The 24,741-nt window shown below is 65.1% G+C and carries 21 protein-coding genes; 13 read left to right on the forward strand and 8 right to left on the reverse strand.

The window, feature by feature from the left end:
* The first annotated feature begins 126 nt into the window (after positions 1-126).
* The 3 genes from putA (at position 127) to WDB71_RS12390 (ending at position 4,579) form a co-directional block, all read left to right on the forward strand.
* The gene (gene putA / locus WDB71_RS12380) at positions 127-3,291 is read left to right on the forward strand and encodes a bifunctional proline dehydrogenase/L-glutamate gamma-semialdehyde dehydrogenase PutA (RefSeq protein WP_341501896.1); all 3,165 of its coding nucleotides are present in this window, start codon (positions 127-129) and stop codon (positions 3,289-3,291) included.
* Positions 3,292-3,392: 101 nt separating this feature from the next.
* Entirely contained in the window at positions 3,393-3,926 is a 534-nt protein-coding gene (locus WDB71_RS12385; RefSeq protein WP_341501897.1) for a porin family protein, read from the forward strand.
* Positions 3,927-4,078: 152 nt separating this feature from the next.
* Positions 4,079-4,579, forward strand: a complete 501-nt coding sequence (locus tag WDB71_RS12390) for a porin family protein (RefSeq protein ID WP_341501898.1) — start codon at positions 4,079-4,081, stop codon at positions 4,577-4,579.
* Between the two features lie 44 nt (positions 4,580-4,623).
* Here the strand turns inward: WDB71_RS12390 and WDB71_RS12395 are convergent, their stop codons facing one another.
* Together WDB71_RS12395 and WDB71_RS12400 are read right to left on the reverse strand one after the other, a co-directional pair.
* Complete coding sequence (locus WDB71_RS12395; RefSeq protein WP_341501899.1) at positions 4,624-5,199, reverse strand: general secretion pathway protein GspB; 576 nt, start codon at positions 5,197-5,199, stop codon at positions 4,624-4,626.
* A complete protein-coding gene (locus WDB71_RS12400) occupies positions 5,196-6,749 on the reverse strand; it encodes an AAA family ATPase (RefSeq protein WP_341501900.1) in 1,554 nt (517 codons plus the stop codon). Before WDB71_RS12400 ends, WDB71_RS12395 begins: the two co-directional genes overlap by 4 nt.
* A 95-nt stretch (positions 6,750-6,844) precedes the next feature.
* Here WDB71_RS12400 and WDB71_RS12405 point away from each other — a divergent pair, with 95 nt between their 5' ends.
* Complete coding sequence (locus tag WDB71_RS12405; protein WP_341501901.1) at positions 6,845-8,092, forward strand: multifunctional CCA addition/repair protein; 1,248 nt, start codon at positions 6,845-6,847, stop codon at positions 8,090-8,092.
* Here WDB71_RS12405 and WDB71_RS12410 read toward each other — a convergent pair.
* The 5 genes from WDB71_RS12410 to WDB71_RS12430 all read right to left on the reverse strand — a co-directional run bounded on the left by WDB71_RS12410 (position 8,051) and on the right by WDB71_RS12430 (position 14,863).
* Positions 8,051-8,851 carry an undecaprenyl-diphosphate phosphatase gene (locus WDB71_RS12410; protein WP_341501902.1) on the reverse strand — a complete coding sequence of 267 codons (801 nt, stop codon included), beginning with the start codon at positions 8,849-8,851 and terminating at the stop codon, positions 8,051-8,053. The genes WDB71_RS12405 and WDB71_RS12410 overlap by 42 nt on opposite strands.
* A gap of 2 nt (positions 8,852-8,853) precedes the next feature.
* The gene (folK, locus tag WDB71_RS12415) at positions 8,854-9,354 is read right to left on the reverse strand and encodes a 2-amino-4-hydroxy-6-hydroxymethyldihydropteridine diphosphokinase (RefSeq protein ID WP_341501903.1); all 501 of its coding nucleotides are present in this window, start codon (positions 9,352-9,354) and stop codon (positions 8,854-8,856) included.
* Complete coding sequence (gene folB / locus WDB71_RS12420; RefSeq protein WP_341501904.1) at positions 9,354-9,710, reverse strand: dihydroneopterin aldolase; 357 nt, start codon at positions 9,708-9,710, stop codon at positions 9,354-9,356. Before folB ends, folK begins: the two co-directional genes overlap by 1 nt.
* A 166-nt stretch (positions 9,711-9,876) precedes the next feature.
* Positions 9,877-11,550: a GlyGly-CTERM sorting domain-containing protein gene (locus tag WDB71_RS12425; RefSeq protein ID WP_341501905.1), complete on the reverse strand. Its 1,674-nt coding sequence runs from the start codon at positions 11,548-11,550 to the stop codon at positions 9,877-9,879.
* Positions 11,459-14,863, reverse strand: coding sequence for a S8 family serine peptidase (locus tag WDB71_RS12430; RefSeq protein WP_341501906.1), 3,405 nt, complete (start codon positions 14,861-14,863; stop codon positions 11,459-11,461). The genes WDB71_RS12425 and WDB71_RS12430 overlap by 92 nt, the downstream gene beginning before the upstream one ends.
* Positions 14,864-15,068: 205 nt before the next feature.
* Between WDB71_RS12430 and WDB71_RS12435 the strand changes: the two genes are divergently transcribed.
* From WDB71_RS12435 to plsY, 5 genes are all read left to right on the forward strand, one after another.
* On the forward strand, positions 15,069-15,902 hold the full coding sequence (locus tag WDB71_RS12435) for a MipA/OmpV family protein (protein ID WP_341501907.1): 834 nt from the start codon (positions 15,069-15,071) through the stop codon (positions 15,900-15,902).
* Complete coding sequence (locus tag WDB71_RS12440; RefSeq protein WP_341501908.1) at positions 15,896-16,282, forward strand: DUF3019 domain-containing protein; 387 nt, start codon at positions 15,896-15,898, stop codon at positions 16,280-16,282. The genes WDB71_RS12435 and WDB71_RS12440 overlap by 7 nt, the downstream gene beginning before the upstream one ends.
* Positions 16,279-16,977, forward strand: a complete 699-nt coding sequence (locus WDB71_RS12445; RefSeq protein WP_341501909.1) for a response regulator transcription factor — start codon at positions 16,279-16,281, stop codon at positions 16,975-16,977. Before WDB71_RS12440 ends, WDB71_RS12445 begins: the two co-directional genes overlap by 4 nt.
* Positions 16,970-18,181 carry a HAMP domain-containing sensor histidine kinase gene (locus WDB71_RS12450; protein ID WP_341501910.1) on the forward strand — a complete coding sequence of 404 codons (1,212 nt, stop codon included), beginning with the start codon at positions 16,970-16,972 and terminating at the stop codon, positions 18,179-18,181. The genes WDB71_RS12445 and WDB71_RS12450 overlap by 8 nt, the downstream gene beginning before the upstream one ends.
* Before the next feature lie 148 nt (positions 18,182-18,329).
* Positions 18,330-18,929, forward strand: coding sequence for a glycerol-3-phosphate 1-O-acyltransferase PlsY (gene plsY, locus WDB71_RS12455; protein WP_341501911.1), 600 nt, complete (start codon positions 18,330-18,332; stop codon positions 18,927-18,929).
* Between the two features lie 44 nt (positions 18,930-18,973).
* On the opposite strand, the gene tsaD is transcribed toward plsY, so the two are convergent.
* Positions 18,974-19,987 carry a tRNA (adenosine(37)-N6)-threonylcarbamoyltransferase complex transferase subunit TsaD gene (gene tsaD, locus WDB71_RS12460; RefSeq protein WP_341501912.1) on the reverse strand — a complete coding sequence of 338 codons (1,014 nt, stop codon included), beginning with the start codon at positions 19,985-19,987 and terminating at the stop codon, positions 18,974-18,976.
* A gap of 191 nt (positions 19,988-20,178) precedes the next feature.
* Here tsaD and rpsU point away from each other — a divergent pair, with 191 nt between their 5' ends.
* From rpsU to rpoD, 4 genes are all read left to right on the forward strand, one after another.
* Positions 20,179-20,394 carry a 30S ribosomal protein S21 gene (gene rpsU, locus WDB71_RS12465; RefSeq protein WP_341501913.1) on the forward strand — a complete coding sequence of 72 codons (216 nt, stop codon included), beginning with the start codon at positions 20,179-20,181 and terminating at the stop codon, positions 20,392-20,394.
* Between the two features lie 27 nt (positions 20,395-20,421).
* Positions 20,422-20,865: a GatB/YqeY domain-containing protein gene (locus tag WDB71_RS12470; RefSeq protein ID WP_341501914.1), complete on the forward strand. Its 444-nt coding sequence runs from the start codon at positions 20,422-20,424 to the stop codon at positions 20,863-20,865.
* A gap of 98 nt (positions 20,866-20,963) precedes the next feature.
* Positions 20,964-22,703 carry a DNA primase gene (gene dnaG / locus WDB71_RS12475; protein ID WP_341501915.1) on the forward strand — a complete coding sequence of 580 codons (1,740 nt, stop codon included), beginning with the start codon at positions 20,964-20,966 and terminating at the stop codon, positions 22,701-22,703.
* Between the two features lie 96 nt (positions 22,704-22,799).
* Entirely contained in the window at positions 22,800-24,632 is a 1,833-nt protein-coding gene (gene rpoD, locus WDB71_RS12480; RefSeq protein ID WP_341501916.1) for an RNA polymerase sigma factor RpoD, read from the forward strand.
* Positions 24,633-24,741 lie beyond the last annotated feature (109 nt).

The raw sequence follows: 24,741 nt of genomic DNA on the forward strand, positions 1-24,741 counted from the left end.
ACGAAAAGCGGTTTTCATCGCACTTGAATATTGTATACTTCGCCAAATTTTAGCCGTCTCGATGGCGGTAGGTTCACGCCTTTGGCCGGCCCGTTCGGGCCGGGCCTTGTTGCAAGGTAATTGCCCATGTTCAATGCAAGCCAAGTCATAGCGCCTGATTACCAGGTTCCCGACCTCGCCACCCTGCGCCAAATCATCACCGACAACTACGCGGTGGACGAGGAAGCCTACGTGGCCGAGCTGCTCAAGCTGGTTCCCAGCGAAGACGAGCGGACCGCCAGGGTGACCCGGGACGCCGACCACCTGGTGACCAAGGTGCGCCAGCACCACAAGGCCGGTGAAGGCATAGACGCCTTCCTGCAGCAGTACAGCCTGGAGACCCAGGAAGGCATCATCCTGATGTGCCTGGCCGAGGCCCTGCTGCGCATCCCCGACGCCGACACCGCCGAGGCGCTGATCAAGGACAAGCTGTCCGGCGCCGACTGGGCCAAGCACTTCAAGCAGTCCGAGTCGCTGCTGGTCAACGCCTCCACCTGGGGCCTGATGCTGACCGGCAAGGTGCTGAACCTGGACCGCAACATCGACGGCAGCCCCGCCAACCTCCTCAACCGCATGATCAACCGCCTCGGTGAGCCGGTGGTGCGCAAGGCCATGTACGCGGCCATGAAGATCATGGGCAAGCAGTTCGTACTGGGCCGCAACATCAATGAGGCCCTCAAGGCGTCACGCAAGTCCCGCAAACAGGGCTACACCCACTCCTACGACATGCTGGGCGAGGCGGCCCTGACCATGAAGGACGCCGAGCGTTACTTCAGCGAGTACGCCAACGCCATCCAGGCCCTGGGCCAGGAGCAGTACGACGAGTCCGAGGCGCCGCGCCCGACCATCTCCATCAAGCTGTCCGCCCTGCATCCCCGCTACGACGTGCAGAACCAGGATCGCGTGGTCACCGAGATGGTGGACATCGTCTCCCGCCTGGTGCAGCTGGCCCGCGACAACAACGTCGGCCTGCAGATCGATGCCGAGGAAGCCGATCGCCTGGAGCTGTCCCTGGATCTGTTCGAGAAGGTCTACCGCGGCCCGGCCGCCAAGGGCTGGGGCAACTTCGGCATAGTGGTGCAGGCCTATTCCAAGCGCGCCCTGCCGGTGCTGCTGTGGCTGACCCGCCTGGCCAAGGAGCAGGGCGACCTGATCCCGGTGCGCCTGGTCAAGGGCGCCTACTGGGACACCGAGCTCAAGCTGTGCCAGCAGGCCGGCCTGGCCGGCTACCCGGTCTATACCAGGAAGGCCGGCACCGACTGTTCCTACCTGGCCTGTGCCCGCTTCCTGCTCAGCGACCACACCAAAGAAGCCATCTACCCGCAGTTCGCCAGCCACAACGCCCAGACCGTGGTGGCCATCAAGGATATGGCCGCAGGCCGTCCCTTCGAATACCAGCGCCTGTGGGGCATGGGCGACGAACTCTACGACACCGTCCTGGAAGAGAACCCGGGCCAGCCGGTGCGCATCTACGCCCCCGTGGGCAACCACAAGGATCTGCTGCCCTACCTGGTACGCCGCCTGCTGGAAAACGGCGCCAACAGCTCCTTCGTCCACAAGCTGGTGGATCCCAAGACCCCGGTGGCCAGCCTGGTCGCCCACCCGGTCGAGACCCTGAGCGCCCAGCCCAGCCTGGCCAACCACAAGATCCCGCTGCCGGCAGACATCTACGGCACCCGTAAGAATTCCGGAGGTATCAACTTGCATATCCAATCCGAGGCCCAGCCCTTCATCGAGGCCATGGCGCCCTTCAAGGACCACCAGTGGCAAGGCGCCAGCATCGTCGGCGGCCAGGACATGGCCGGCAAGGCCGTGGAGGTCCGCTCGCCCCAGAACAACGAGGATCTGGTCGGTACCATCCAGTGGGCCCAGGAAGACGCCGTCGACAAGGCCCTGGAACTGGCCCACGGCGCCTTCCCGCGCTGGAACAGCACCCCGGTCGAAGAGCGCGCCCAGGCCCTGGAGAAGCTCGCCGACCTGATGGAAGAGCACCAGGCGGAGCTGATCGCCATCGTCACCCGCGAAGCCGGCCGCATCCTCCAGGACGGCATCGACGAGGTGCGCGAGGCCGTGGACTTTTGCCGCTACTACGCCGCCCAGGCCCGCACCCTGTTCAACGGCGCCGAACTGCTGCCGGGACCGACAGGCGAACTGAACGAGCTGTTTGTCCAGGGCCGCGGCGTCTTCGTCTGCATCAGCCCCTGGAACTTCCCCCTAGCCATCTTCATGGGCCAGGTGGCCGCGGCCCTGGCCACCGGCAACACCGTCATCGCCAAGCCCGCCGAGCAGACCTGCCTGGTAGGCTACCGTGCCATCCAGCTGGCCCTGGAAGCGGGCATCCCCGCCGACGTGCTGCAGTTCCTGCCCGGTGACGGCGCCACCGTCGGCGCCCGCCTGACCGCCGACGAGCGCGTGGCCGGCGTGGTCTTCACCGGCTCCACCCAGACCGCCAAGATCATCAACCGCACCCTGGCCGGCCGCGAAGGCCCGATCGTGCCGCTGATCGCCGAAACCGGCGGCCAGAACGCCATGATCGTCGACTCCACCGCCCTGCCCGAACAGGTGGTCAACGACGTCATCGGCTCTTCCTTCACCTCCGCCGGCCAGCGCTGCTCCGCCCTGCGGGTGCTCTACCTCCAGGACGACATCGCCGAGCGGGTACTGGAGCTGCTCACCGGCGCCATGCAGGAGCTGGTGATCGGCGACCCCTGGCAGTACAAGACCGACATCGGCCCCGTCATCGACCAGGACGCCAAGGCCGAGCTGGACGCCCACCTGGCCGCCGTCACCCAGAGCGGCAAGCTGATCGCCGAAGCCCCCATGCCGGCCGAGACCGCCAAGGGCTCCTTCGTCACCCCCACCGCAGTGGAAATTGGCGGCATCGAGGAGCTGAGCAAGGAGAATTTCGGTCCCATACTGCACGTGGTCCGCTACCGGGCCCAGGATCTGGACAAGGTCATCGACGCCATCAACGGCACCGGCTACGGCCTGACCCTGGGGATCCACACCCGTAACGAGTCCAAGGCCATGGCGATCGCCGACAAGGCCAATGTGGGCAACTGCTACATCAACCGCAACCAGATCGGCGCCATGGTCGGCACCCAGCCCTTCGGCGGCCAGGGCCTGTCCGGCACCGGTCCCAAGGCCGGCGGTCCCCACTACCTGTACCGCTTCGTGACCGAGAAGACCCGCACCAACAACATCACCGCCGTGGGCGGCAACGCCACCCTGCTGAGCCTGGGCGACGACTGAGCTCGCTCACCATGACGACAAAGCCGCGGCAACTGCCGCGGCTTTTTTCTTTAAAAAACAAACAGTAGAATGCCCGTTTCTCGTCAAAACAAGGAAGTACCATGAAAAAAGCACTGACCCTTTCCTGCCTTGCCCTGCTGTCCCTGAGCGTCCAGGCCAAGGACGACTATTATGACGGCCGCTATGTCCTGGCCGACGGCGCCTTCCTCGGCACCGAGCTGGGCAGCCACAACCTGAACCTCAAGGCCCTCAGCGGCGGCGTCGGTTACCAGTTCAACCCCCACCTGGGGATCGAAGCCCGCTTCCTGGCCGGCCTGGCCGACGACAGCTTCAACAACGGCGCCGGCCGCACCACACTCAAGCTGGAAAGCGGCTGGAGCGGCTACCTGGTCCCCACCCTGCCCCTGAACGAGCAATGGGGTCTCCATGCCCTGCTCGGCGTCAGCCGGCTCAAGGTAAGGCTGGATGACGGCATCAGCAGCCTGGATGGCTCAGAGGACGACTTCAGCTACGGTCTGGGTGCCCAGTTCCACTACTCCCGCCATGGCCGGCTCAGCCTGGAGTACGTCAGCCTGCTCGACAAGCACGGCCTGAAGGTCGACAGCCTCAACCTGGGCCTGCGTTACCACTTCTAAGGCCCCGGCAGCAAAAAGCCCGGCCTGCGCCGGGCTTTTTTGAGCCAAAACAAATTGACACAAAATGTTCATCAAACGCCTTGCCCGGCTCCCCGGCAATGCCTTAGGATTGCCCCGCTTTTTCCTTTATCAGCAATAACATGGAGTACGTTATGAAAAAGCTTATCACCGCAGCCGCTCTGGTTCTGGCCTCCACTTCCGCCCTGGCCGCCCAAGGCCCCTACATCGGCGCCCATTACAGTGCCCTGGAAGTCGAAGACAGCGGCTTCGACGTCGATCTGGGCGTGCTGGGTGCCCAGGCCGGTTACAACTTCAACGAGTTCTTTGCCATCGAAGGCCGCCTGGGCTTTGGCATCTCCGATGACAGCATCTTCGGTACCGACGTGGAGCTGGAAAACTACTATGGCGCCTACCTGGTGCCCCAGTTCCAGTTCAACGAGGTCTTTGGTGCCTATGCCCTGCTGGGTTTCACCAAGGGCAAGATCAAGGTTTCCGGTTTTGGCTCCGACAGCGAAGACGATTTCGGCTACGCCATCGGCGCCCGCTTCAATGTGGCCGAGAATGCCAACCTGTTCGTGGAATACGGCCAGCTGATGGACACCCATGGTGTCGAATTCAACACCGTCACCGCCGGTTTCAACTACCGCTTCTAAGCTTCGCTCTTGGAAGAAAAGCCGCGGCAGTTGCCGCGGCTTTTTTATTGTACCGGCCAGTCGGTCAGGGCATTCAGCCACTGGCGGCGGCCACCATGGGCCAGCTCGGCCCCTTCGGCGGCGATACTGACCACCACCACCCCGGGTACCAGGCTGTCACCTTCACGAAGCTGCCGGCCGTTGAGCCTGATCCAGCGCTCGGCCGGCACCGAGGCGTAGAAATGGCCGGTATAGCGGATGGGCGGCAGCTCCGGGGCCACGGCGGTCACGGGCGGCGGCAGCCGCGGCACCTCCAGCCTGGGTTTCGGCTTCGGCACCAGGAAGGGATCCGGGATGGCCGGCTTCGGCTCGGCCTGAATTGAAACGGACCGCACCTTTGGCTCGGCCGGGGCAGGTGTCGCCCGCTCGGGCGCCAGGGTCTTCGCGTCGGGGCCTTGAGCCATTGCCATGGCCCGGATGCTCGGCCAGGCCCAATGACCGGCCAGGCCCAGCAAGGCCAACAGCAGCACCAGCAACGCCCGGCTCAGCCAGAGCCGGCCGTCGAACAGGAAGCCGCCCCGGCCGGGTTGCGTTTCCGGCAGGGCCTGCTGCTGCCTGAGGGCCTTGGCCAGCAGGCTCATCCGTTTTGCTCCAGGGTCGGCCCCGGCTTGCCCAGCACCATGTTCAGGCGCACCAGGGTGTTCTCGCCGGCCAGGCCGTCGGCCTTCAGGCCCTGGCGGGCCTGGAAGCGCCGCACCCGCTCCAGCAGCCGGGCATCATAGGGGGAAGCCAGGGCCGGCTCGCCATCGACCTGGCTCAGGGCCTGGGCCAGCCAGTCCACCAGGGGGCCGCTCATGCCCGGCGCCAGCGGCTCGCTGAAACCGGCCGGCGGCTGCCACAGCAGCATGGCCTGGCCCCGGTAGTGGCCGTCCAGCCAGTTGGCATCGACCTGGTATTGTCCCTGGCTGAGCCTGAGCCCGTAGCGGCCGTCCTCGACCCTGTCCAGCAGCCCATAGAAGCGCTCGCCGCTGTCGTCCAGCAGCTCCAGCACCGCCGGCCGGCCCAGGGCGATCAGCTCCCGCCAGGGCAGATGCTGGCGCAGGCAGCGCAGGCCCACCAGCTGTGCCTGCTGGCAGGGCTCGCCCGTGGGGATGGCCATGCCCCAGCGCCGGAACAGCTTGTCGAAGGCGGCCAGGGAGATCCTGTCCCTGTCCCCCGGCAGCACCGTCATCACCGCCGGCTTTGCCAGGGTTTGGGCGGCGGCAGGGGGCTCGGCGGCCGGCTGCACGCTTTCGCCCCCGGGCCAGAAGAAAAACAGCGCCGTGGCCCCCAGGGCGGCACCGGCGGCCAGCCCCAGCCAGGGCGTGGCGGTGCGGGGCTCGGCGGGGTCCTGCAGCACCTCCCGGGCGGCCAGCGCCAGGGTCCTGCTGTCGACCCTGTCCTTCTCCAGGCCATAGGCCCCCAGCAGGGCCCGATCGCAGAGCAGGTTGATCAGCCGCGGTATGCCGCCGCTGTGGCGGTGCAAGGCGCGGATGGCGGCGCCGGTAAAGAGCGGCGCCTCGCGCCCGGCGATGCGCAGCCGGTGGCGCACATAATGGCCGGTGTCCTTGCGACCAAGCGGCAGCAGGTGATAGCGGGCGGTGATACGCTGGGACAGCTGCCTGAGCTCCCGGCGCCGAAGCAACTGGTTCAGCTCCGGCTGGCCGATCAGGATCACCTTGAGCAGCTTCTGGGTGTCGGTCTCCAGGTTGGTCAGCAGCCTGAGCTGCTCCAGCACCGACACCTTGAGGTGCTGGGCCTCGTCCACCAGCAACACCGTCTGGCGGCCCTTTTGGTGGTTTTCCAGCAGGAAGGCCTGGATCACGTCGGTGAGCTGCTTGAGGCTGGGCTGGTCCGGGTAGGGGATCTTCAGCTCGTCGCAGAGGCTGGCCAGCAGCTCGGTCTCGGTGAGCATGGGGTTGAGGATGAAGGCCAGATCGGTGTGCTCGGGCAGCTCCTTCAAGAGCCGCCGCGATACCGTGGTCTTGCCGGTGCCCACCTCGCCGGTCAGCATCACGAAGCCGCCCGTTTCCCTGAGCCCGAACATCAGGTGCGCCAGGGCCTCCCGGTGCCGTTCGCTCATGTAGAGGAACTGGGGGTTGGGGGCGATGGAAAAGGGGTTCTCGCTGAGCTGGAAATACGACTCGTACATGACGGCGGCATTGTTATCGAATTGCTGCCTATGGTTGCCTGCAAGGCGCCCGAAGGCAAGGGTATAATGGCGCAAAGCCAAGATGGAGCAGGTCAGTGCAGATTTATTTGGTGGGGGGCGCGGTCAGGGACCAGCTGCTGGGCCTTCCCGTAAAGGACAGGGACCATGTGGTGGTGGGCGCCACGGTCGACGAGATGCTGGCCCTGGGCTACCAGCAGGTGGGCCGGGACTTCCCGGTGTTCCTGCACCCCGTGACCCGTGAGGAGCACGCCCTGGCCCGCACCGAGCGCAAGGCCGGCCACGGCTATACCGGCTTCACCGTCCATGCCGCCCCGGACGTGACCCTGGAAGCGGATCTGCGTCGCCGCGACCTCACCATCAACGCCATGGCCCTGGCCGAGGACGGCGTCCTGGTGGATCCCTTCGGCGGCCGCGCCGATCTTGAGAACAGGCTGCTGCGCCATGTGTCCCCGGCCTTTGCCGAGGATCCGCTGCGGGTACTCAGGGTGGCCCGCTTCGCCGCCCGCTTCGCCCACCTGGGCTTTCGGGTCGCCGACCAGACCCGGGCGCTGATGCGCCACATGTGCCAGTCCGGGGAGCTGGAGCACCTGACCCCGGAGCGGGTCTGGAAGGAGCTGGAAGGGGCCCTGCTGAGCCCCTCCCCCCAGGTGTTCTTCCAGGTGCTTCGGGACTGCGGCGCCCTCAAGGTGCTGATGCCGGAGCTGGACCGGCTGTTCGGCATCCCAGCCCCGGCCAAGTGGCACCCGGAAATCGATACCGGCGTCCACGCCCTGATGGTCATCGAGCAGGCCGCCGGGCTGTCGGATTCGCTCAGGGTGCGCTTCGCCGCCCTCTGCCACGACTTCGGCAAGGGCAAGACTCCGCCCGAGAAGTGGCCCAGCCACCACGGCCACGGCCAGCTGGGGCTTCCGCTTATCCGCGACTTCTGCCAGCGGCTGCGGGTACCCAACGACTGCCGGGATCTGGCGCTGCTGGTGTCGGATCTGCACTGCACCATCCACAAGGCCGCCGAGCTGCGCCCGGCCACGGTGATCAAGGTGTTCGACAAGCTGGACGCCTGGCGCAAGCCCCAGCGGGTGGAAGAGCTGCTGCTGTGCTGCGTGGCCGACTTCAAGGGTCGCACCGGCTTCGAGGCGCTGGACTACGAGCAGGCCGACATCATGCGCCGCTATTTTGCCGCCGCCAGGGCGGTGGATGTGCAGGCCATAGTGGCCCAGGGATACCAGGGCAGCGCCATCGGCGAGCAGGTGCGCCGACAGCGCGTGCGCCAGGTGGCGGCGTTACGCCAGGCTCAGGAAGGCGATCAGCCCCAGGCCCAGTAGCAGCCGGTAGACAACGAAGGGCAGCATGCCCAGGCGATCCAGCAGCTTCAGGAACCAGTGGATGCAGGTGATGGCGCTGATGAAGGACACCAGGGCGCCCAGGCCGATCAGCTGCCAGTTGACCGCCTCGCCGGCCTTGATCAGCTTCATGCCCTCGTAGCCGCCGGCCATGACGATGGCCGGGATCGACATCAGGAAGGAAAAGCGCGCCGCCGCGGTGCGGTTCAGGCCCAGCATCAGCGCCGCCGTCATGGTGATGCCGGAGCGGGAGGTGCCGGGAATGAGCGCCAGGGCCTGGGCCAGGCCAATGAGCATGGCCCCGCCCCAGCCGGCCTGGTGCTCGTCCTTGACCTGGCGGGCGCGGGCGTCGGCCCACCACAGCAGGCCGGCGAAGATCAGGGTGGTGGCGGCGATCACCCAGGCACTCCTGAGGTGTTCTTCGATGAAGTCGGCCCCCAGCAGGCCGAACAGGCCCAGCGGTATGGTGGCCAGCACGATCTGCCAGGCCAGGCGGCCGTCCTGGTCCAGCTTGCCGGTGAAGGAGGCCAGCCAGGCCAGCGTCATCCGCCCCACCTCCTGGCGGAAGTAGATCAGCACCGCCGCCAGGGTGCCCACATGCACGGCCACGTCGAAGGCCAGGCCCTGATCCTGCCAGCCCAGCACCTGGGACGGCAGCACCAGGTGGGCGGAGGAGGAAATGGGCAGGAATTCGGTCAGGCCCTGGATCAGGGCCAGCATCAGGGTTTCGAACCAGGTCAAGGTCAAGACTCCGTCTTGGGGGCCCAGTCAAAGGGCCGCTTCCACAATTGTTGCGGGGCGTCGAAACGCGCCCAGAGGTCACCCAGGGTGTCGGTCGTGCCGGGCAGCTCCAGCTCGGGCGCCAGCTCCGCCAGGGGCCAGAGCACGAAGGCGTGGCGGGTGATCTCCGGCCTGGGCAACACCACCGGCTCCAGGGTGCAGAGCTGGTCGTAGAGCAGCAGATCCAGATCCAGGATCCGCGGCGCCAGCTTCTTGATGCTGTCCTGGCGGCCCAGGGCGAATTCGATGCCTTTCAGCTTCGCCACCACGGCGGCCAGATCCAGGGCCGTGTCGGTGGCCACCACCAGGTTGATGAAGTTGTCGGAGACAAAGCCCACCGGCTCGGCCTCGAACACCGGCGACAGGGTCAGTGTGCCAAAGGCCTGCTGAAGGGCGTCCAAACCGGCGCGGATATGCTGCTCCGGTTCGATATTGGAGCCCAGGCTGATGTAGATCCTGGCCATCAGGGGCGGCTGCCCCGCTCGATGACCAGGCCAACGTTGCGGGCATTGGCCACGGCGCCGGGCTTGGACAGCCTCAGGCGCAGCCATTTGACGCTGAACTCGGCCATGACGCCGGCGGCGATGCGCTCGGCCAGGGTTTCGATCAGCTCGAACCGATGCTGCTGGGTATAGTCGGTGATCCACTGGGAGACGCTGGCGTAGCACAGGGCCTGGCCGTAGTCGTCGCCCCGGGCGGCGGCCGCGATGTCGCTGGCCATCTCCAGGTCGAAGACGAGCTTGCGCTGCTGGGTCTTTTCCCAGTCGTAGATGCCGATCACGGCATAGACTTCCAGGCCTTCGATAAAGATGCTGTCCATCTTGCTGATCCCTGTGGGGGCACCTTGCCCGGCCCCAAAAGGCCGCCGCGCCGGCGGCGCGGGTCGGGCCCGGAGTTTACCCCATACGCCGGGGCGATAAAACCAAGACACCGGCCACAAAAAAGGGCCTTCCCGAAGGAAGGCCCTTTGCCGTAAGGGGCTGGGGTTAGCGCGGCCGGCGGCGCAGGCCGGCCAGGCCCAGGGCCAGTGCCATCAGCCAGCCGAAGGAGCCACCACCGCTGCCCTGTTCCGGCTGGGGCTTGGGCTCGGGATCCGGGGTGATCGGATCCACACCGTCCGAATGCACGGTCAGCATGAAGCTGGTACTGGCGGCGTCAGAGGGATAGGCCAGATCAAAGACGGTCACCGTCACCTCGGTGCTGCCGTGCCAATGTGCCTCCGGGGTGATGGCAAAGGTGCTGCCGCTCTCGCTGCCCTGTACCGTGGCGCTGATGTGCTCGCCTTCCACCTTGATGCCGTTGGCGGTGCCCTTCACATCGTTGTAGTGCACCACCAGGCCTTCCAGAGTGCCGTTCTCGTCCATCTCCTGGTCGGACAGGGCCGCCAGCTGGATGTTGCTGGGGGCACTCAACACGTGGCTGACGGTGACCAGCTCGGAGTCGGCGAACTGGCTGTCGACGGTCACGGCGTTGTCCAGGCCGACGGCGTTGGCGCTGACCCGGGCCGAGAAGCTCAACGTCAGGGCGGACTGCTCGGGGCCGCGGTAATCGGCGCAGATCACCATGCCTTCCTGGACGTGCTCATCCACGTCGTTGTAGGCCACGCCGTCGTTAAGCCAGCCGCCCTGGGGAGCGAAGGTGCCACGTTCGCCGTTATAGCCGTGCAGGCCGACGGAGCCGATATGGCCGTTGGCGGACTGCAACGTCTTGTAGGCGAAGATGATCTCCGGGGTACCCTCGGCAAAGTCGATGTCGGTGGCCACTATGGTCTCGGCATTGAACCTGGCGTCCGGATCCGGGTTGCTGTTGATCAGGAAGTGACGCCACTCCTGGCCGCCATCCCACTGGAACACATAGTGCTTGCCGGTGATGATGCCGTACACCACATTGTTCCAGCGGCCGCTGCTCCAGTCGAAGCTGGCCTCGGGCATCATCACGTCACCGCGCCACAGCGGCGCCACCATGGTGTCCGGGAAGCTCTGGAAGACGTCGGTGAAGGGGTAATGGAAGTTGAAGAACTCCGGCATCATGTCGAACTGCAGGTAGCCGAAGGGCGAGATCCCCAGCACGTCCTGGCCGTACATTTCCGGGTTGGCGTACAGGGGCACATGGGGCAGGCCGCTGGCCGCCAGCGGGATATACAGCACCTGGTTGGAGCGGCCACTGATGCCCATATGAGCGTAGCCTTCGGAGGCCAGATCGTAGAAGGCCGGATCGTCGCCGTAGGGCACCTTGCAGGTGGCGTCGGTGAGGTTGTCGGTGAACACATAGTGGCGCTTCATGCCCAGGGAGGACGGCTGCGCCGAGTCGATGCGGATGACGTTGCCGTCGACCGTGAGGTCTTCGCCATAGCTGCCGATGCCGCCCACCACGACGCTGTCTTCCAGCAGCTGCAGGCCCTCGGCCAGGGTGGTGCTGAGGCTGAACTCGCGCTCACCGCCCAGCAGGTTGGGTGCCAGGGTGACGGTGAAGTCGACCCGATCACCGGCCTTGGCGGCGGTCTGAGACGCTTCTATCTGGGTGTCGCCGCCCATGTGCTGCAGCTTGACGGCCATGTCGCCCAGGTTGTCACTGTTGTAGGCGTCGCTGCCCAGGCCGACCATGGCGTAGTAGACGTCCCCTTCCTGGGCATCCGGCAGCTGCGTAGTTGAGCCTGACATTGTAGGGGATAATGCCGTCGGTGCTGGCCGGGCCTTCCAGGCTGAGGTTGCCGCTGTCGCCGGCGGTGACGATGCCCAGGGCCAGGCTGAAGTCGTCGGCCAGGTTCTTGGGATCCTCGTATTCCCACTTGTAGTTACCCACTGTCACCCAATAGCGGCCCGGCAGCGGATCGTTGACGGCGCAGTAGTCGCCGGCGTCGGTCCAGGAATAGCAGAGGGCCTCGTCGCTCCACTGGATCTGGCCATCACCGTTGAGGTCCATGCCCATGTCCACCGCCGTGTAGGCATTGGCGTCAGCGGACAGCACTTCCCAGACGATGCGCCTGGTGCCTTCGGGCACGTCGAAGAACAGCACCTTGTGGTTGCCGGCCTCCAGCTCCTCGACCGTCCTGAAGGTGTCACGGAAGTCGCGGTTGTCGGCACGCTGCAGCTGGAGGTCGAAGCGCTCGCCCTTGGCCAGGCCGTCCACCCGGTAGTTGAAGGACTGGATCTCGGCGGTGTCCAGCTCCGGGGTCAGCAGGTGGCCCTGCTGGCGGTGGATGGCGCCGGACAGCTCCTGGGGCAGGTTGTCGCCGCTGTAACGCACGCCCAGCGGCAGGTGCTGCAGGGGCAGGCCGTCATTCTGCGGGGTCAGGGTCACGGCGCCCTGGACCAGGAGCTGCGAGGCGTCGGCACCCAGGGCCTCGACCTCGAGGATCTTGGCGGTGACGCTGATCACCTGGCTCTCGCCGGCGCGCAGGCTGAACTGCTTGGGCGACACCTCCATCTCCAGCATGGGCGCCCCTTCCATGGCCAGCGGCTGGCCATCCACTGTCCAGCTGCCGTCCTGGGTGGCGGTGACGGTACGCATCCAGGTGCAGGTGCCGGCACAGGCGCCGTTGTAGAAGTAAGGCAGGTTGAGGGTGTGGACATTGCCGCCGTTCCTGGGGTTGGCGGCCCGGTAGTTGTCGGCGGTTTCATCCAGCAGCAGGCCGGCATTGACGGCCCGGGCGACGTTGATCACGCCGCTGCCGGCATCCTCGTAGCCGGCCTCGACCGCATCATAGGGATAACCGTCCCTGGAGCGGGTCACCCCCGCCAGGGAGGCGGTGGTCATCAGCGCCGACTGGATCTGGGCCGGGCTCCAGTTGGGATGGGCCTGGCGCAGCAGGGCCATGGCACCGGCCACATGGGGGGCGGCCATGGAGGTACCGCTGATGGCGGCGTAGTCGGCCGGGGCACCGAAGGCGCTGAACGGCATCTCGTCGGCCCAGGCGGCATAGATGTTGACGCCGGGAGCGGCCAGGTTGGGCGACATCACGTCCGGCGTAGTCAGGTTGGGACCCCGGGACGAGAAGTCGGCCACGTAGTCGGCCACGCCTTCGGCGGTGCGCACGTCGCTGGCGGTGATGGTCAGGCGGTGGCCGCTGCCGGCGGCCAGCCAGTCCTGGAGGCCGAAGTAGCCGTTGTCGTAGCCGCCCTGCCAGCTGTTGCTGTCGATATGGATGCCCGGAATGACATAGGCGTCGTTGTTGAGGGTGTCGCCGGAGCCGGTGTTGTAGAGGATAAAGCCGCCGGCGCCGCCGGCCTGGACGTTCTCGGCCTTGGCCACCCGGGCGATGTCGCCGCGCTGGCAGACCACGATGGGCGCCACATCGAAGGGGGTACCGTCCGGGGCGTTGTCGAAGAAGCCGGCCGGGAAGGCCTCGTTACATTTGGTGTGCTCTTCGCCATAGGCGGCCGCTGCCACCACCGGGCCCGTGTATTCGCCGCTGATGCCGGCGCCATTCATGTCCGCCAGGGGCTGATCGCCGCCGCTGGCGCCGGTCAGCATCTTGCCTTCCACGACGATCTCACGGCCGTGGGTGGTGGCGGCCACCGAGGTCAGCCAGGGGCTGTGGTGATCGATGGCGCCCCTGGCCTGGCTGGAATATTGGGGACTGTAGGAATTGCCGGCCGAGGCGGCCACCGAGATGCCGGCGGCGCGGGCGGCCAGGAAGCCCAGCTCCATGGGATCTTCCCAGGGGAAGGAGCCGAAGGTGGAGCCGATGGAATAGTTGATGACGTCGACCCCGTCGGCAATGGCGTCCTCGATACCGGCCAGCAGCGCCGCGCCCGGGCAGCCGACATTGGTGTCGCCGTAGCTGCCGTCGCCCGGATAGCAGACCTGGTACATGATGATGTTGGCGTGGGGAGCGACGCCGGAAACGGTCTCGAACTTGAGGCCGGTGGCATTGCCGTCGCCGGTCTCGCCGACGCTGGGCACCACATAGTCCACATCCATCAGCACGTTGCCGCCGGCGGTGGAGGCGGTGTGGGAGCCGTGGCCGTTGTAGTCCTCGCCATTGGCGGGGCGTTTGGGCTCGATCTGCCACCAGGGCACTTCGGGCTGGTAGAGGGGATCCGAGTAGGTGTCGGTGATCACCTCGTAGGAGCGGACACCGATCAGCTTGTCGTTACAGAGGCCGGCGAATTCGTCCTTTTCGCAGTCGCCCAGATAACCATCGTAGCGGGCCGGCAGCTGGTGATCGTAGCCGTCGCCACCCACATCGGCGAAGGAGGCATGGTCGGTATTGATGCCGGTGTCCAGCACGCCGATGACGATGCCTTCGCCCTTGTAGGGCATGTCGGAGGCGGTGCCGGTCCAGATGCCGTCGGCGCCGATGTGCTTGGGACCGGTGTCGGTGTGCAGCTCGTAGACCTTCTCCAGGCTGACGTTGCGCACCCCGGGCAGCTCGGCGACCCGGGCCGCCTGCTCCTGGGTCAGGCGCAGGGCCATGCCATTGAAGGCCAGGCTGTAGCGGCGCCTGACGTCGAGCCTGCCGCCGACCTTGGCGCTGATCTCGGCCAGGATGCCGTCCTGCTTCTGGCTCAGGTACTGGCGGTAGTCCCGTACCGCGCTGCTGTTGACATCGAACTTCGGTGCCGCACCCAGGCGGCGGCTGGGCTGGGCAGACAGCGCCGTGGCCTGGAGCTGGCCGATGCCACCCTGGTACAGGGTGACCGGCTTGTCGCTCAGCTCGACTATCCAGGTCTGCTCGCCGACCAGGCCGTCCTGGTACTGGAAGGGCACCTTGCTGCCCTCGCCCACGGCAATGGCCCGGTGCACGTTTCTGCCGTTGCTCTGGGGGCGACTGTCCAGGCCGGGAGCCCGGCTCTTGCCGCTGCGCAGATCCTCGTTGAATTGAATGATGGCATCGGTGATTTCGATGACTCTGTGGCCACTGCTCGCGGCGCCGGTTTCCGAACCGGGCGAGGCGGCCAGGACAGAAGTAGCAACCCCGGCGCCATAGAGGGCGGCCAGTGTTGCCAGGGTGAGGGACTTGAGTTTCACGGAACCTCCAGGGGTTGTGGTTGTTAAACAACGACTGCTTTTGTTAGCAGGTTGTGAACCCGGTATACCCCGTCCACCCACGGCAACCTGTACAAAAGTGTACAGAGCCGCCAATGCCGCCTGGCCCCCTTCCCCGGCTTTGTTATGATGCGGTAAAAGATTGTTTCCTGTTTGATTAGCAACAGGTCTTGGAATAGGTCGAAGCATGTTGTCGAAGTCTTCTGCTGCGTTGTTGCTTGCCCTTGGCTGGTGCCTGATGGTGCCGGCCGGTGCCCGTGCCGATGAGTCTCTTGAACCCAGTCCCTGGCGCTTTTCCCTGGCGCTGGGCTTTGGCCAGTACGGCACCGTGCTCCACGACAGCAAGGCTCAGGATCTCCATGTGCTGCCGCACTGGTCCTACTATGGCGAGCGCTTCTACCTGGAGGATCTGGATCTGGGCTTCAACCTGGTGGAATCAAAGCGCTGGTCCCTGGACCTCACCACCAGGCAGAGCTTCGACGCCCTGCTGCTGCGAAAAGACCTGGATGATGCCTTCCTGGCCGGTATCGCCGACAGCCCGCTCCCCATCCCGAGGCGCTTCGATCTGGGCCCCCTGGTCCGGCCCGGTCACCGCAGCCTGAGCTACCTGGGCGGCCTGACCCTGTTCTGGCGCCATGAAAACTGGCAGCTCAGCTCCGCCTGGCACACCGACATCAGCAATGTCCACCACGGCTCCGAGTGGGAAACCAAGGCCAGGTACCTGTTCCGGGCCGGTCCCGTGGATCTGGCCGTCACCGGCCAGGTGCGGCGCCTGGACGGCGACTACAGCAACTATTACTTCGGGGTGCACGAAGACGACATCAACCGACTTTTCACCTTTAAGCCCGGCAGCCAGTGGCTGCCGTCCTTCAAGCTGGAGGCCAGCTACCCCCTCAACGACAGCGACCGGCTGTTCTTCAGCTGGAAGCGGGAATTCCTGGCCGACGACTATGAAAAGAGCCTATTTTTCAAGAAGCTGCACCACGATGTCTGGTTCATGGGCGTAAGCCGTACATGGTGACGAGGCGGGGCTGGCTACTGCTGCTGTTACTGTCCTCGGCGCTTTGGGCCGACGACAGGGCCCCTGCCTCTTTCACCGTCATGCCCCTGGTCTGCATGGGGCCTGAGGGGGAGCCATGCCGCCTGGAGGTGCACCTCGGCTGGCGCCAGCACGAGCGAGCCTGCCTGGTGCTCAGGTCGCGCCCAAGCGAGCCGCTGCTGTGCGCCAGGGAGGTGGAAGATCACCCCCTGAACCTCGTCATCAGCGGCAATGTCACGCTGCAATTACTGAGCACAGATGGTGCCAGGCTCCTGGCCGAGCGGGAGCTCCGCCACCTGCAGCCGGCTGAGCTGCCGGCCTCCCTGATCCGGCGGCGCCTGGAGTGGAGCATCTTCCGATGAGAAAACACATCCTGCTGTTGGAGGACGATGTCGAGCTGGCCAGGCTGATCAAGGAGTTCCTGATCCAGGAAGGCTATGCCGTCACCGCCTGCAACAACGCCTCCCGGGCCCAGCTGCTGCTGACGCAGCAACCCTTCGACCTGCTGCTGTGCGACGTGATGCTGCCGGGGGAAAACGGCTTCGACTTCGTGGCCGGGATCCGCGACCGCTTCCAGGGCCCGATCCTGTTCATGACCGCCCAGACCCAGCTCCACCACCAGCTGCACGGCTTTGCCCTCGGCGCCCAGGATTACCTGGTCAAGCCCGTCGATCCCCGCATCCTCTGCGCCAAGATCCGGGTCTTCCTGCCCCTGGAAAAGGCCACAAAAACCGAACACCAGGGCCAGTACCGGCTGTTCAACCTGCTGCTGGACGAAGATCGGGCCAGCGTCAGGCTGGACGGCCAGGTGCTGCCGCTGACCAATGCCGAATTCAAGCTGCTCTGTGCCCTGGTGGCCCATTACGGCAGCGTGGTCAGCCGGGAATGGCTGTTCCAGCAGCATCTGGGCCGGGAATACGACGGCATCGACCGCACCATGGACGGCCGCGCCTCCCGGCTGCGCAAGAAGCTCCAGGCCAGGGATCCCCACTGGAACGTGGTGACCGCCTGGGGCGAAGGCTACCGGCTCTGCTACGACAAGGATGACGATGATTAACTCACCGCGCTGGCGCTATTACCTGTTGCTGCTGGCAACCCTGCTGCTGCTCTCGTTCAGCCTGCAGCAGCTCTATGAATGGCTGACGGTGGAGCGCTCCCCCCTCGTCGACAGCCGCCTGGTGCTCGATGCGGTGCAGCAGGCCGATGAACAGGGCCGGCCGCTCAGCTGCGAGGCGGGCAGCTCGCCCGATTGCAGCGAGGCGCTCTTTGTCCGTTATCCCCCCGGGTACTGGGGCGGCCAGCAGCTGTCGGCCCCGGGGGAGGTCATCGCCCTGAGCGACAGCAGGGGCCGGGGCATGTTCTGCAGCGTCGACGAGCGCGGCGGCATGCTGTGCCTGAACAGGATCAACTGGCCCGGCAAGCGGGGCTTTACCCTGGATTTCGCCTACCTGTTCTATTTCTGCCTGCTGCTGGCGCTGATCCTGCTCAGCCGCGGCATCTTCCGGGATCTCGAGATCCTGCGCAGCAGCGCCCTGGAGGAGATCCGCTTCGGCAAGTTCCCCAGTTTTACCCTGAGCCCCAGATCCTACCTGGCCCCCCTGGCCCAGTCCCTTGGCAACCTGACCGAACGCATCGAACAGCTCAACCGCTTCCAGGCCGAAGTGGCGGAAACCGTCTGCCATGACATCAAGACGCCCCTGTCGCGGATGCGCTTTATCAGCCATATGCTGGCGCCGGACAACCTGGACAGCACCAAGAAGCAGCTGGCCCAGAACATCGGCGAGATAGAGCAGAACGTCTACGACTACCTGCGGCTGGCCCAGAACGACTACAGCGAGCAGGAACCCAGCCGCCAGCTGCTGCAGCTGCGGCCCTACCTGCAGCAACTGCTCGAGCCCTTCGGCCATCACGGCGACAAGGCCATCGAGCTGAGCATAGAGCGGGAGCTGGCCTTCGAGGCCGACGGCAAACTGCTGTCCCGGGCCATCAACAACCTGCTGGTCAACGCCCTGAGGTTTGCCCGCCATCTGGTGAGGGTCAGGGCCGAGCTGGCGCCGGGGCAACTGCTGATCAGCGTCGAGGACGATGGCCCTGGCTGGCAAAGCGGGGGCCGGCACCAGGGCAGCGACGCCATAGCGGAACATCATGGCCTGGGGCTGGCCATAGTGCGCCGGGTCATGGAGCAGCACGGCGGCCGGCTGGTCATGGCGTCGGCACCGGGGGGCGGCACCCGCGCCAGCCTGATCCTGCCTCGGCCCTGAGGTTGGACGCCCGCATCGAAACCAGGCAAAGGGACAGGTCGGGTCTGGTCAAACGCCTGCTGCTGTTATGCTCCCCCGGCCTGCCGCCTTGTATTGTCGGTGGCGAAGCCTTTACCTTATTAGCCGACCGGAACAACAAAACGCGCCGATGCACCTGACCGCCGTCCTGATGACCTTCCTTGCCTACCTGCTGGGTTCCGTATCCAGTGCGGTCATCGTCTGCAAGCTCAGGGGCCTGCCGGATCCGCGCCGGCACGGCTCGGGCAACCCGGGTGCCACCAACGTGCTGCGCCTGGGCGGCAAGGGCGCCGCCGCCACCGTGCTGGTTTTCGACGTGCTCAAGGGCACCATCCCGGTCTGGGGCTCCTACTTCCTGGGCATAGAAGCGATCTGGCTGGGCATCATCGCCATCGCCGCCTGCCTGGGCCATATCTTCCCGATCTTCTTCCATTTTCGCGGCGGCAAGGGCGTGGCCACCGCCTTCGGCGCCATGCTGCCGGTGGGCCTGAGCCTGGGCGGCCTGCAGATCCTGACCTGGCTGAGCATAGTGGCCCTGACCCGCTATTCATCCCTGGCGGCCATCGTCACCGCCGGCCTGTCGCCCCTCTATACCTGGTTCATCAAGCCGGCCTACACCATTCCCTCGGCCATGCTGGCGACCCTGATCATCATCCGCCACAAGGACAACCTGCGCCGGCTCTGGCACCACACCGAACCCAAGGTGAAGTTCCGCAAGCCCAAGGACTGAACACTAAAAAAGGCGCCATCTGGCGCCTTTTTTGTCGTACCGGCTCAGGCCGGCGGCAGCTCGTCCAGGGGCCAGCGCGGCCGCGCGGCCACGCTCAGCTCGCGGGTGCCTTCGCTTGGCAGGCGAATGGCGCCGGCCAGGGCGATCATGGCGCCATTATCGGTGCAGAATTCCGGCCGGGCGTAGAACACCTGGCCGCCCAGCTTGGTCATCATGGCCTCCAGCTGCTGGCGCAGGGCCTTGTTGGCGGAAACGCCGCCGGCCACCACCAGGCGCTTGAAGCCGGTTTCCTTGAGAGCCCGGCGGCACTTGATGGCCAGGGTGTCCACCACGGCGTCCTGGAAGGCGCGGGCGATGTCGGCCTGGGTCTGGGCATCGCTCCCTTCGCGGTGGATGGTGTTGGCGGCGAAGGTCTTGAGGCCGGAGAAGCTGAAGTCCAGGCCCGGCCTGTCGGTCATGGGCCTCGGGAAATGGAAGCGGTCGGCCCTGCCCTGCTCGGCCATGGCCGCCAGGCGCGGTCCGCCCGGGTAGTCCAGGCCCAGCAGCTTGGCGGTCTTGTCGAAGGCCTCGCCGGCGGCGTCGTCGATAGATTCACCCAGGATGCGGTAGCGGCCTATGCCCTCCACGGCCACCAGCAGGGTATGGCCGCCGGACACCAGCAGCGCCACGAAGGGGAACTGAGGCGGGGTTTCCTCCAGCATGGGCGCCAGCAGGTGGCCTTCCATGTGGTGCACGGCCACGGCCGGGATGTTCCAGCCGTAGGCCAGGCTGCGGCCTATGGTGGCCCCCACCAGCAACGCCCCCACCAGGCCGGGACCGGCGGTGTAGGCGACGCCGTCAAGGTCGCTGCCCTTGAGGCCGGCCTCGGCCAGGGTTTCCCTGACCAGGGGCAACGTCTTGCGGATGTGGTCGCGGGAGGCCAGTTCGGGCACGACACCGCCATAGTCGGCGTGCAGCTTCACCTGGCTGTAGAGCCGGTGGGCCAGCAGGCCGGCGTCGGTATCATAGATGGCGATACCGGTTTCATCACAGGAGGTTTCGATACCCAGGACTCGCATGCGTTACCACTCTCACGGGGGGAAGCGGCGATTTTACCTGCCCCGCCGCCACCGTGCCAGTCGCGAAGGCCTGGTGGGGTGAGTTTCGCTTTACAAGGGCCAGGGGGGCGCGTTAAAATTCCGCACCAAATTTAATCAGCACGGTCATTTTGTGACCGGATTAACCAAATAACCCCTGAGGTGATAGGTACATGCCCGTAATCAAAGTACGCGAAAACGAACCCTTCGACGTCGCTCTGCGTCGCTTCAAGCGCTCCTGTGAAAAGGCCGGCGTCCTGGCCGAATGCCGCAAGCGCGAGTTCTTCGAGAAGCCGACCTCCGAGCGTAAGCGCAAGAAGGCTGCTGCCGTTAAGCGTCACATGAAGAAGCTGGCTCGCGAAAACGCCCGTCGCGTTCGCCTGTACTAAGACAGCTTCCGGCATCGAGGATTGCGCATGAGTCTCATCGAACAACTCAAAGACGCGCAGAAGGATGCCATGCGTGCCAAGGCCAAAGAGCGCCTTGGCACGCTTCGTTTGGCCCTGGCCGCCATCAAGCAGGTCGAGGTCGACGAGCAGAAGACCCTCTCCGACGATGAAATCATTGCCGTGCTCACCAAGATGGTGAAGCAGCGCCGTGATTCCATCAGCCAGTACGAAAGCGCCGGTCGTTCCGACCTGGCCGAAGCCGAAGCCGCCGAAATCGTCGTGCTCCAGGACTTCCTGCCTCAGCCCCTGAGCGAGCAGGAGCTGGCTGCACTTATCGACGAAGCCATGGCCGCTACTGGTGCCCAGTCCATGCAGGATATGGGCAAGGTCATGGGCTACCTCAAGCCCAAGGTGCAGGGCCGCGCCGATATGGGCGCACTCAGCGGCGCCATCAAGGCCAAGCTGTCCTAAGCCCGCCCCCAGAGGGCCGCATCCAAGCGATATAGAAGCCGTGCTAAGATGGTTTTCGCCGTCACATTTAGCGCGGTTTGTTTTTGTCAGGAGCATCAATGGCCATACCGCGTGATTTTATCGATGATGTGCTTGCCAGGGTCGACCTGGTGGAACTCATCGGCCAGCGCGTCAAGCTGAAGAAGACCGGCAAGAACTATTCCGCCTGCTGTCCCTTTCACAGCGAAAAGAGCCCTTCCTTCACCGTCAGCCCCCAGAAGCAGTTCTACCATTGCTTCGGTTGCGGTGCCCATGGCAACGCCATCTCCTTCTTGATGGAGTTCGACCGGCTCGAATTCCCCGAGGCCATCGACGAGCTGGCCGGCCAGCTCGGCCTGGAGGTGCCCCGCAGCCATGCCCCCAATCCCAAGGCCCAGGAGAAGCGGGAAGACGCCTACGCGCTGATGCAGGCCATCGGCCGCCAGTATTACCAGAACCTCAAGCACCACCCCGCAGCCGTGGACTACCTCAAGGGACGGGGCCTGTCCGGGGACATCGTCAAGCAGTTCGGCATCGGCTATGTGCCGGACAGCTGGGACGCCGTGCTCAAGCAGTTCGGCACCAATTCCGAGCGCCAGCAATTGCTGCTGGATACCGGCATGCTGGTCAAGAACGACCAGGGTCGCCGCTACGACCGCTTCCGGGACCGCATCATGTTCCCGATCCGCGACCGCCGCGGCCGGGTGATCGCCTTTGGCGGCCGGGTGCTGGGTGACGGCACCCCCAAGTACCTCAACTCGCCCGAGACCAAGATCTACCACAAGGGCAAGGAGCTGTACGGCCTCTTTGAAGTACGCCAGGCCAACCGCGAGATCCCGCGCATCCTGGTGGTGGAGGGCTATATGGACGTGGTGGCCCTGTTCCAGCACGGCATCAGCTATGCCGTGGCCAGCCTGGGTACCTCCACCACCGCCGAGCAGCTGCAGACCCTGTTCCGCACCACAACAGAGGTGGTCTGCTGCTACGACGGCGACAATGCCGGTCGCGAGGCGGCCTGGCGGGCCATGGAGAACGCCCTGCCGCTGCTCAGCGACGGTGTCAGCCTCAAGTTCGTGTTCCTGCCCGACGGCGAGGATCCCGACAGCCTGGTGCGCAGCCAGGGCAAGGCGGCCCTGGAAGCCCAGCTGGACCAGGCCATGCCCCTGTCCCAGTTCCTGCTTGGCGAGCTGGAAAAGCAGGTGGACATGCGCAGCCCCGACAGCCGCGCCCGCCTGGCCCAGCAGGCCCTGCCGCTGATCGACCAGGTACCGGAGTCGGTGTTCAAGGTGATGCTCAAGGACAAGCTGGCCAAACGGCTGGGGGTGGATCAGTCCCAGCTCGACCGTTTCCTGAGCAGGCCAGAGCCCAAGGCCGGCCCCGCCCGAGGCCAGGCCAAGGCGCCCCAGCGCCAGACCCCCATGCGCCGTGCCATGGCCCTGCTGCTGCAGAATCCGGCCCTGGCCGCCGAGGTTCCACCCGCCCTGCCGCTGCGGCAAACCGGCCTGGCCGGCGCCGAGCATCTGGCCGGGCTCCTTGAAATCCTGCACCAAAACCCCCAACTGGGTACCGGGCAGCTGCTGGAGCGTTACCGGGGCACGCCCCTCTTTGATGCCATGAGCAAGCTGGCCCTGTGGGATCTGTTCGAGGATCAGGAGCAGGTAGACGCCAAGGCGGAGCTGCTGGACACCCTGGATCGCATCCTTGGCAGCTTCCTGGAAGTGCGCTTTCAGGAGCTGGAGAATAAGGGCAGGGCCGGTGTCTTAACTACAGAAGAGAAAAGGGAATATCTGGAACTCTTGATGGCCAGGAAGCAGGCCTGATTCATGCCGTTGCGGTAGAAGTAGTCAGCGCTACGCGTTATACTGCGATATTCGCCTCACCGGCCAGCAATTCATTAACCCGAGCGGATGATGTCTATGGAGCAAACCCCACAGTCGCAGCTTAAACTCCTCGTTGCTAAAGGTAAAGAACAGGGTTACCTGACGTATGCCGAGGTCAACGACCACCTCCCGGCGGACATCGTTGACTCCGATCAGGTCGAAGACATCATCAGGATGATCAACGACATGGGCATCAAGGTGTTCGAAAGCGCTCCCGACAGCGACGAACTGATGATGTCCGAGGACACCGCCGACGAGGATGCCGCCGAAGAAGCGGCCCAGGCCCTGGCCACCGTTGAAAGCGAGCTGGGCCGCACCACAGACCCGGTGCGCATGTACATGCGTGAAATGGGGACCGTGGAGCTGCTGACCCGCGAAGGCGAGATTGACATCGCCAAGCGCATCGAAGACGGCATCAACCAGGTGCAGTGCTCCGTCGCCGAATACCCCGAAGCCATCACCTACCTGCTCGAACAGTACGACAAGTACGAGGCGGAAGAGATCCGCCTGTCCGACATCATCACCGGCTTCATCGATCCCAACGCCGAGGAAGAGGCTGCGCCTTCCGCCACCCACGTCGGTTCCGAGCTGTCCCAGGAAGAGCTGGACGACGAGGATGACGACGAGGACGAGGAAGAAGAGGAAGCCACCGACACCGGTCCCGATCCGGAGATGGCCAAGGAGAAGTTCGGCGCCCTGCGCAGCCAGTACGACAAGGCCCAGAAGGTCATCAAGAAGCACGGGCGCGCCTCCGACGAGGCCCGTACCGAGGTGCTGGCCCTGGCCGAGATCTTCAAGGAATTCCGCCTGGTACCCAAGCAGTTCGACCGCCTGGTTGCCAACATGCGCGAGATGATGGACCGCGTCCGCACCCAGGAACGGCTGCTGATGAAGCTGACCGTGGAAGAGTGCAAGATGCCCCGCAAGGTCTTCATCAAGACCTTCGCCGGCAACGAATCCAACATGGGCTGGCTGGACGGCCACCTGGAGGCGGGCAAGCCCTACTCCGAGAAGATGAAGGAAATGGAAGAGGACCTGCGCCGCAGCTTCCAGAAGCTGCAGCACATCGAGCAGGAAACCGGCCTGACCATAGACGCCATCAAGGACATCAACCGCCGCATGAGCATAGGTGAGGCCAAGGCCCGCCGTGCCAAGAAGGAAATGGTCGAGGCCAACCTGCGTCTGGTTATCTCCATCGCCAAGAAGTACACCAACCGCGGCCTGCAGTTCCTGGATCTGATCCAGGAAGGCAACATCGGCCTGATGAAGGCGGTCGACAAGTTCGAATATCGCCGCGGCTACAAGTTCTCCACCTATGCCACCTGGTGGATCCGTCAGGCCATCACCCGCTCCATTGCGGACCAGGCCCGCACCATCCGTATCCCGGTGCACATGATCGAGACCATCAACAAGCTCAACCGCATCTCCCGCCAGATGCTGCAGGAGATGGGCCGCGAGCCCACCCCGGACGAGCTGGCGGTGCGCATGGCCATGCCCGAGGACAAGATCCGCAAGGTGCTGAAGATCGCCAAGGAACCCATCTCCATGGAAACCCCCATAGGTGATGACGAAGATTCCCACCTGGGCGACTTCATCGAGGACACCACCCTGGAGCTGCCGGCCGATGCCGCCACCAGCGAAAGCCTCAAGTTCGCCACCCAGGAAGTGCTCGGCAGCCTGACCCCCCGTGAAGCCAAGGTGCTGCGCATGCGCTTCGGGATCGACATGAACACCGACCATACCCTGGAAGAGGTGGGCAAGCAGTTCGACGTGACCCGTGAGCGTATCCGTCAGATCGAGGCCAAGGCCCTGCGTAAGCTGCGCCACCCGTCCCGCTCCGAGATCCTCAAGAGCTTCCTGGACGAATAAGGCCGGTACCGCTCCCCAAAAACGGCGCCCCAGGGCGCCGTTTTTTTATGCCGGCGGACGCACCCTTTGACACCAGGCAAGTTCAGGGGCTATTTCTATCCCTAAAGTA

The organism is Gallaecimonas sp. GXIMD4217, from assembly GCF_038087665.1.
Taxonomy (GTDB): Bacteria; Pseudomonadota; Gammaproteobacteria; order Enterobacterales; family Gallaecimonadaceae; genus Gallaecimonas.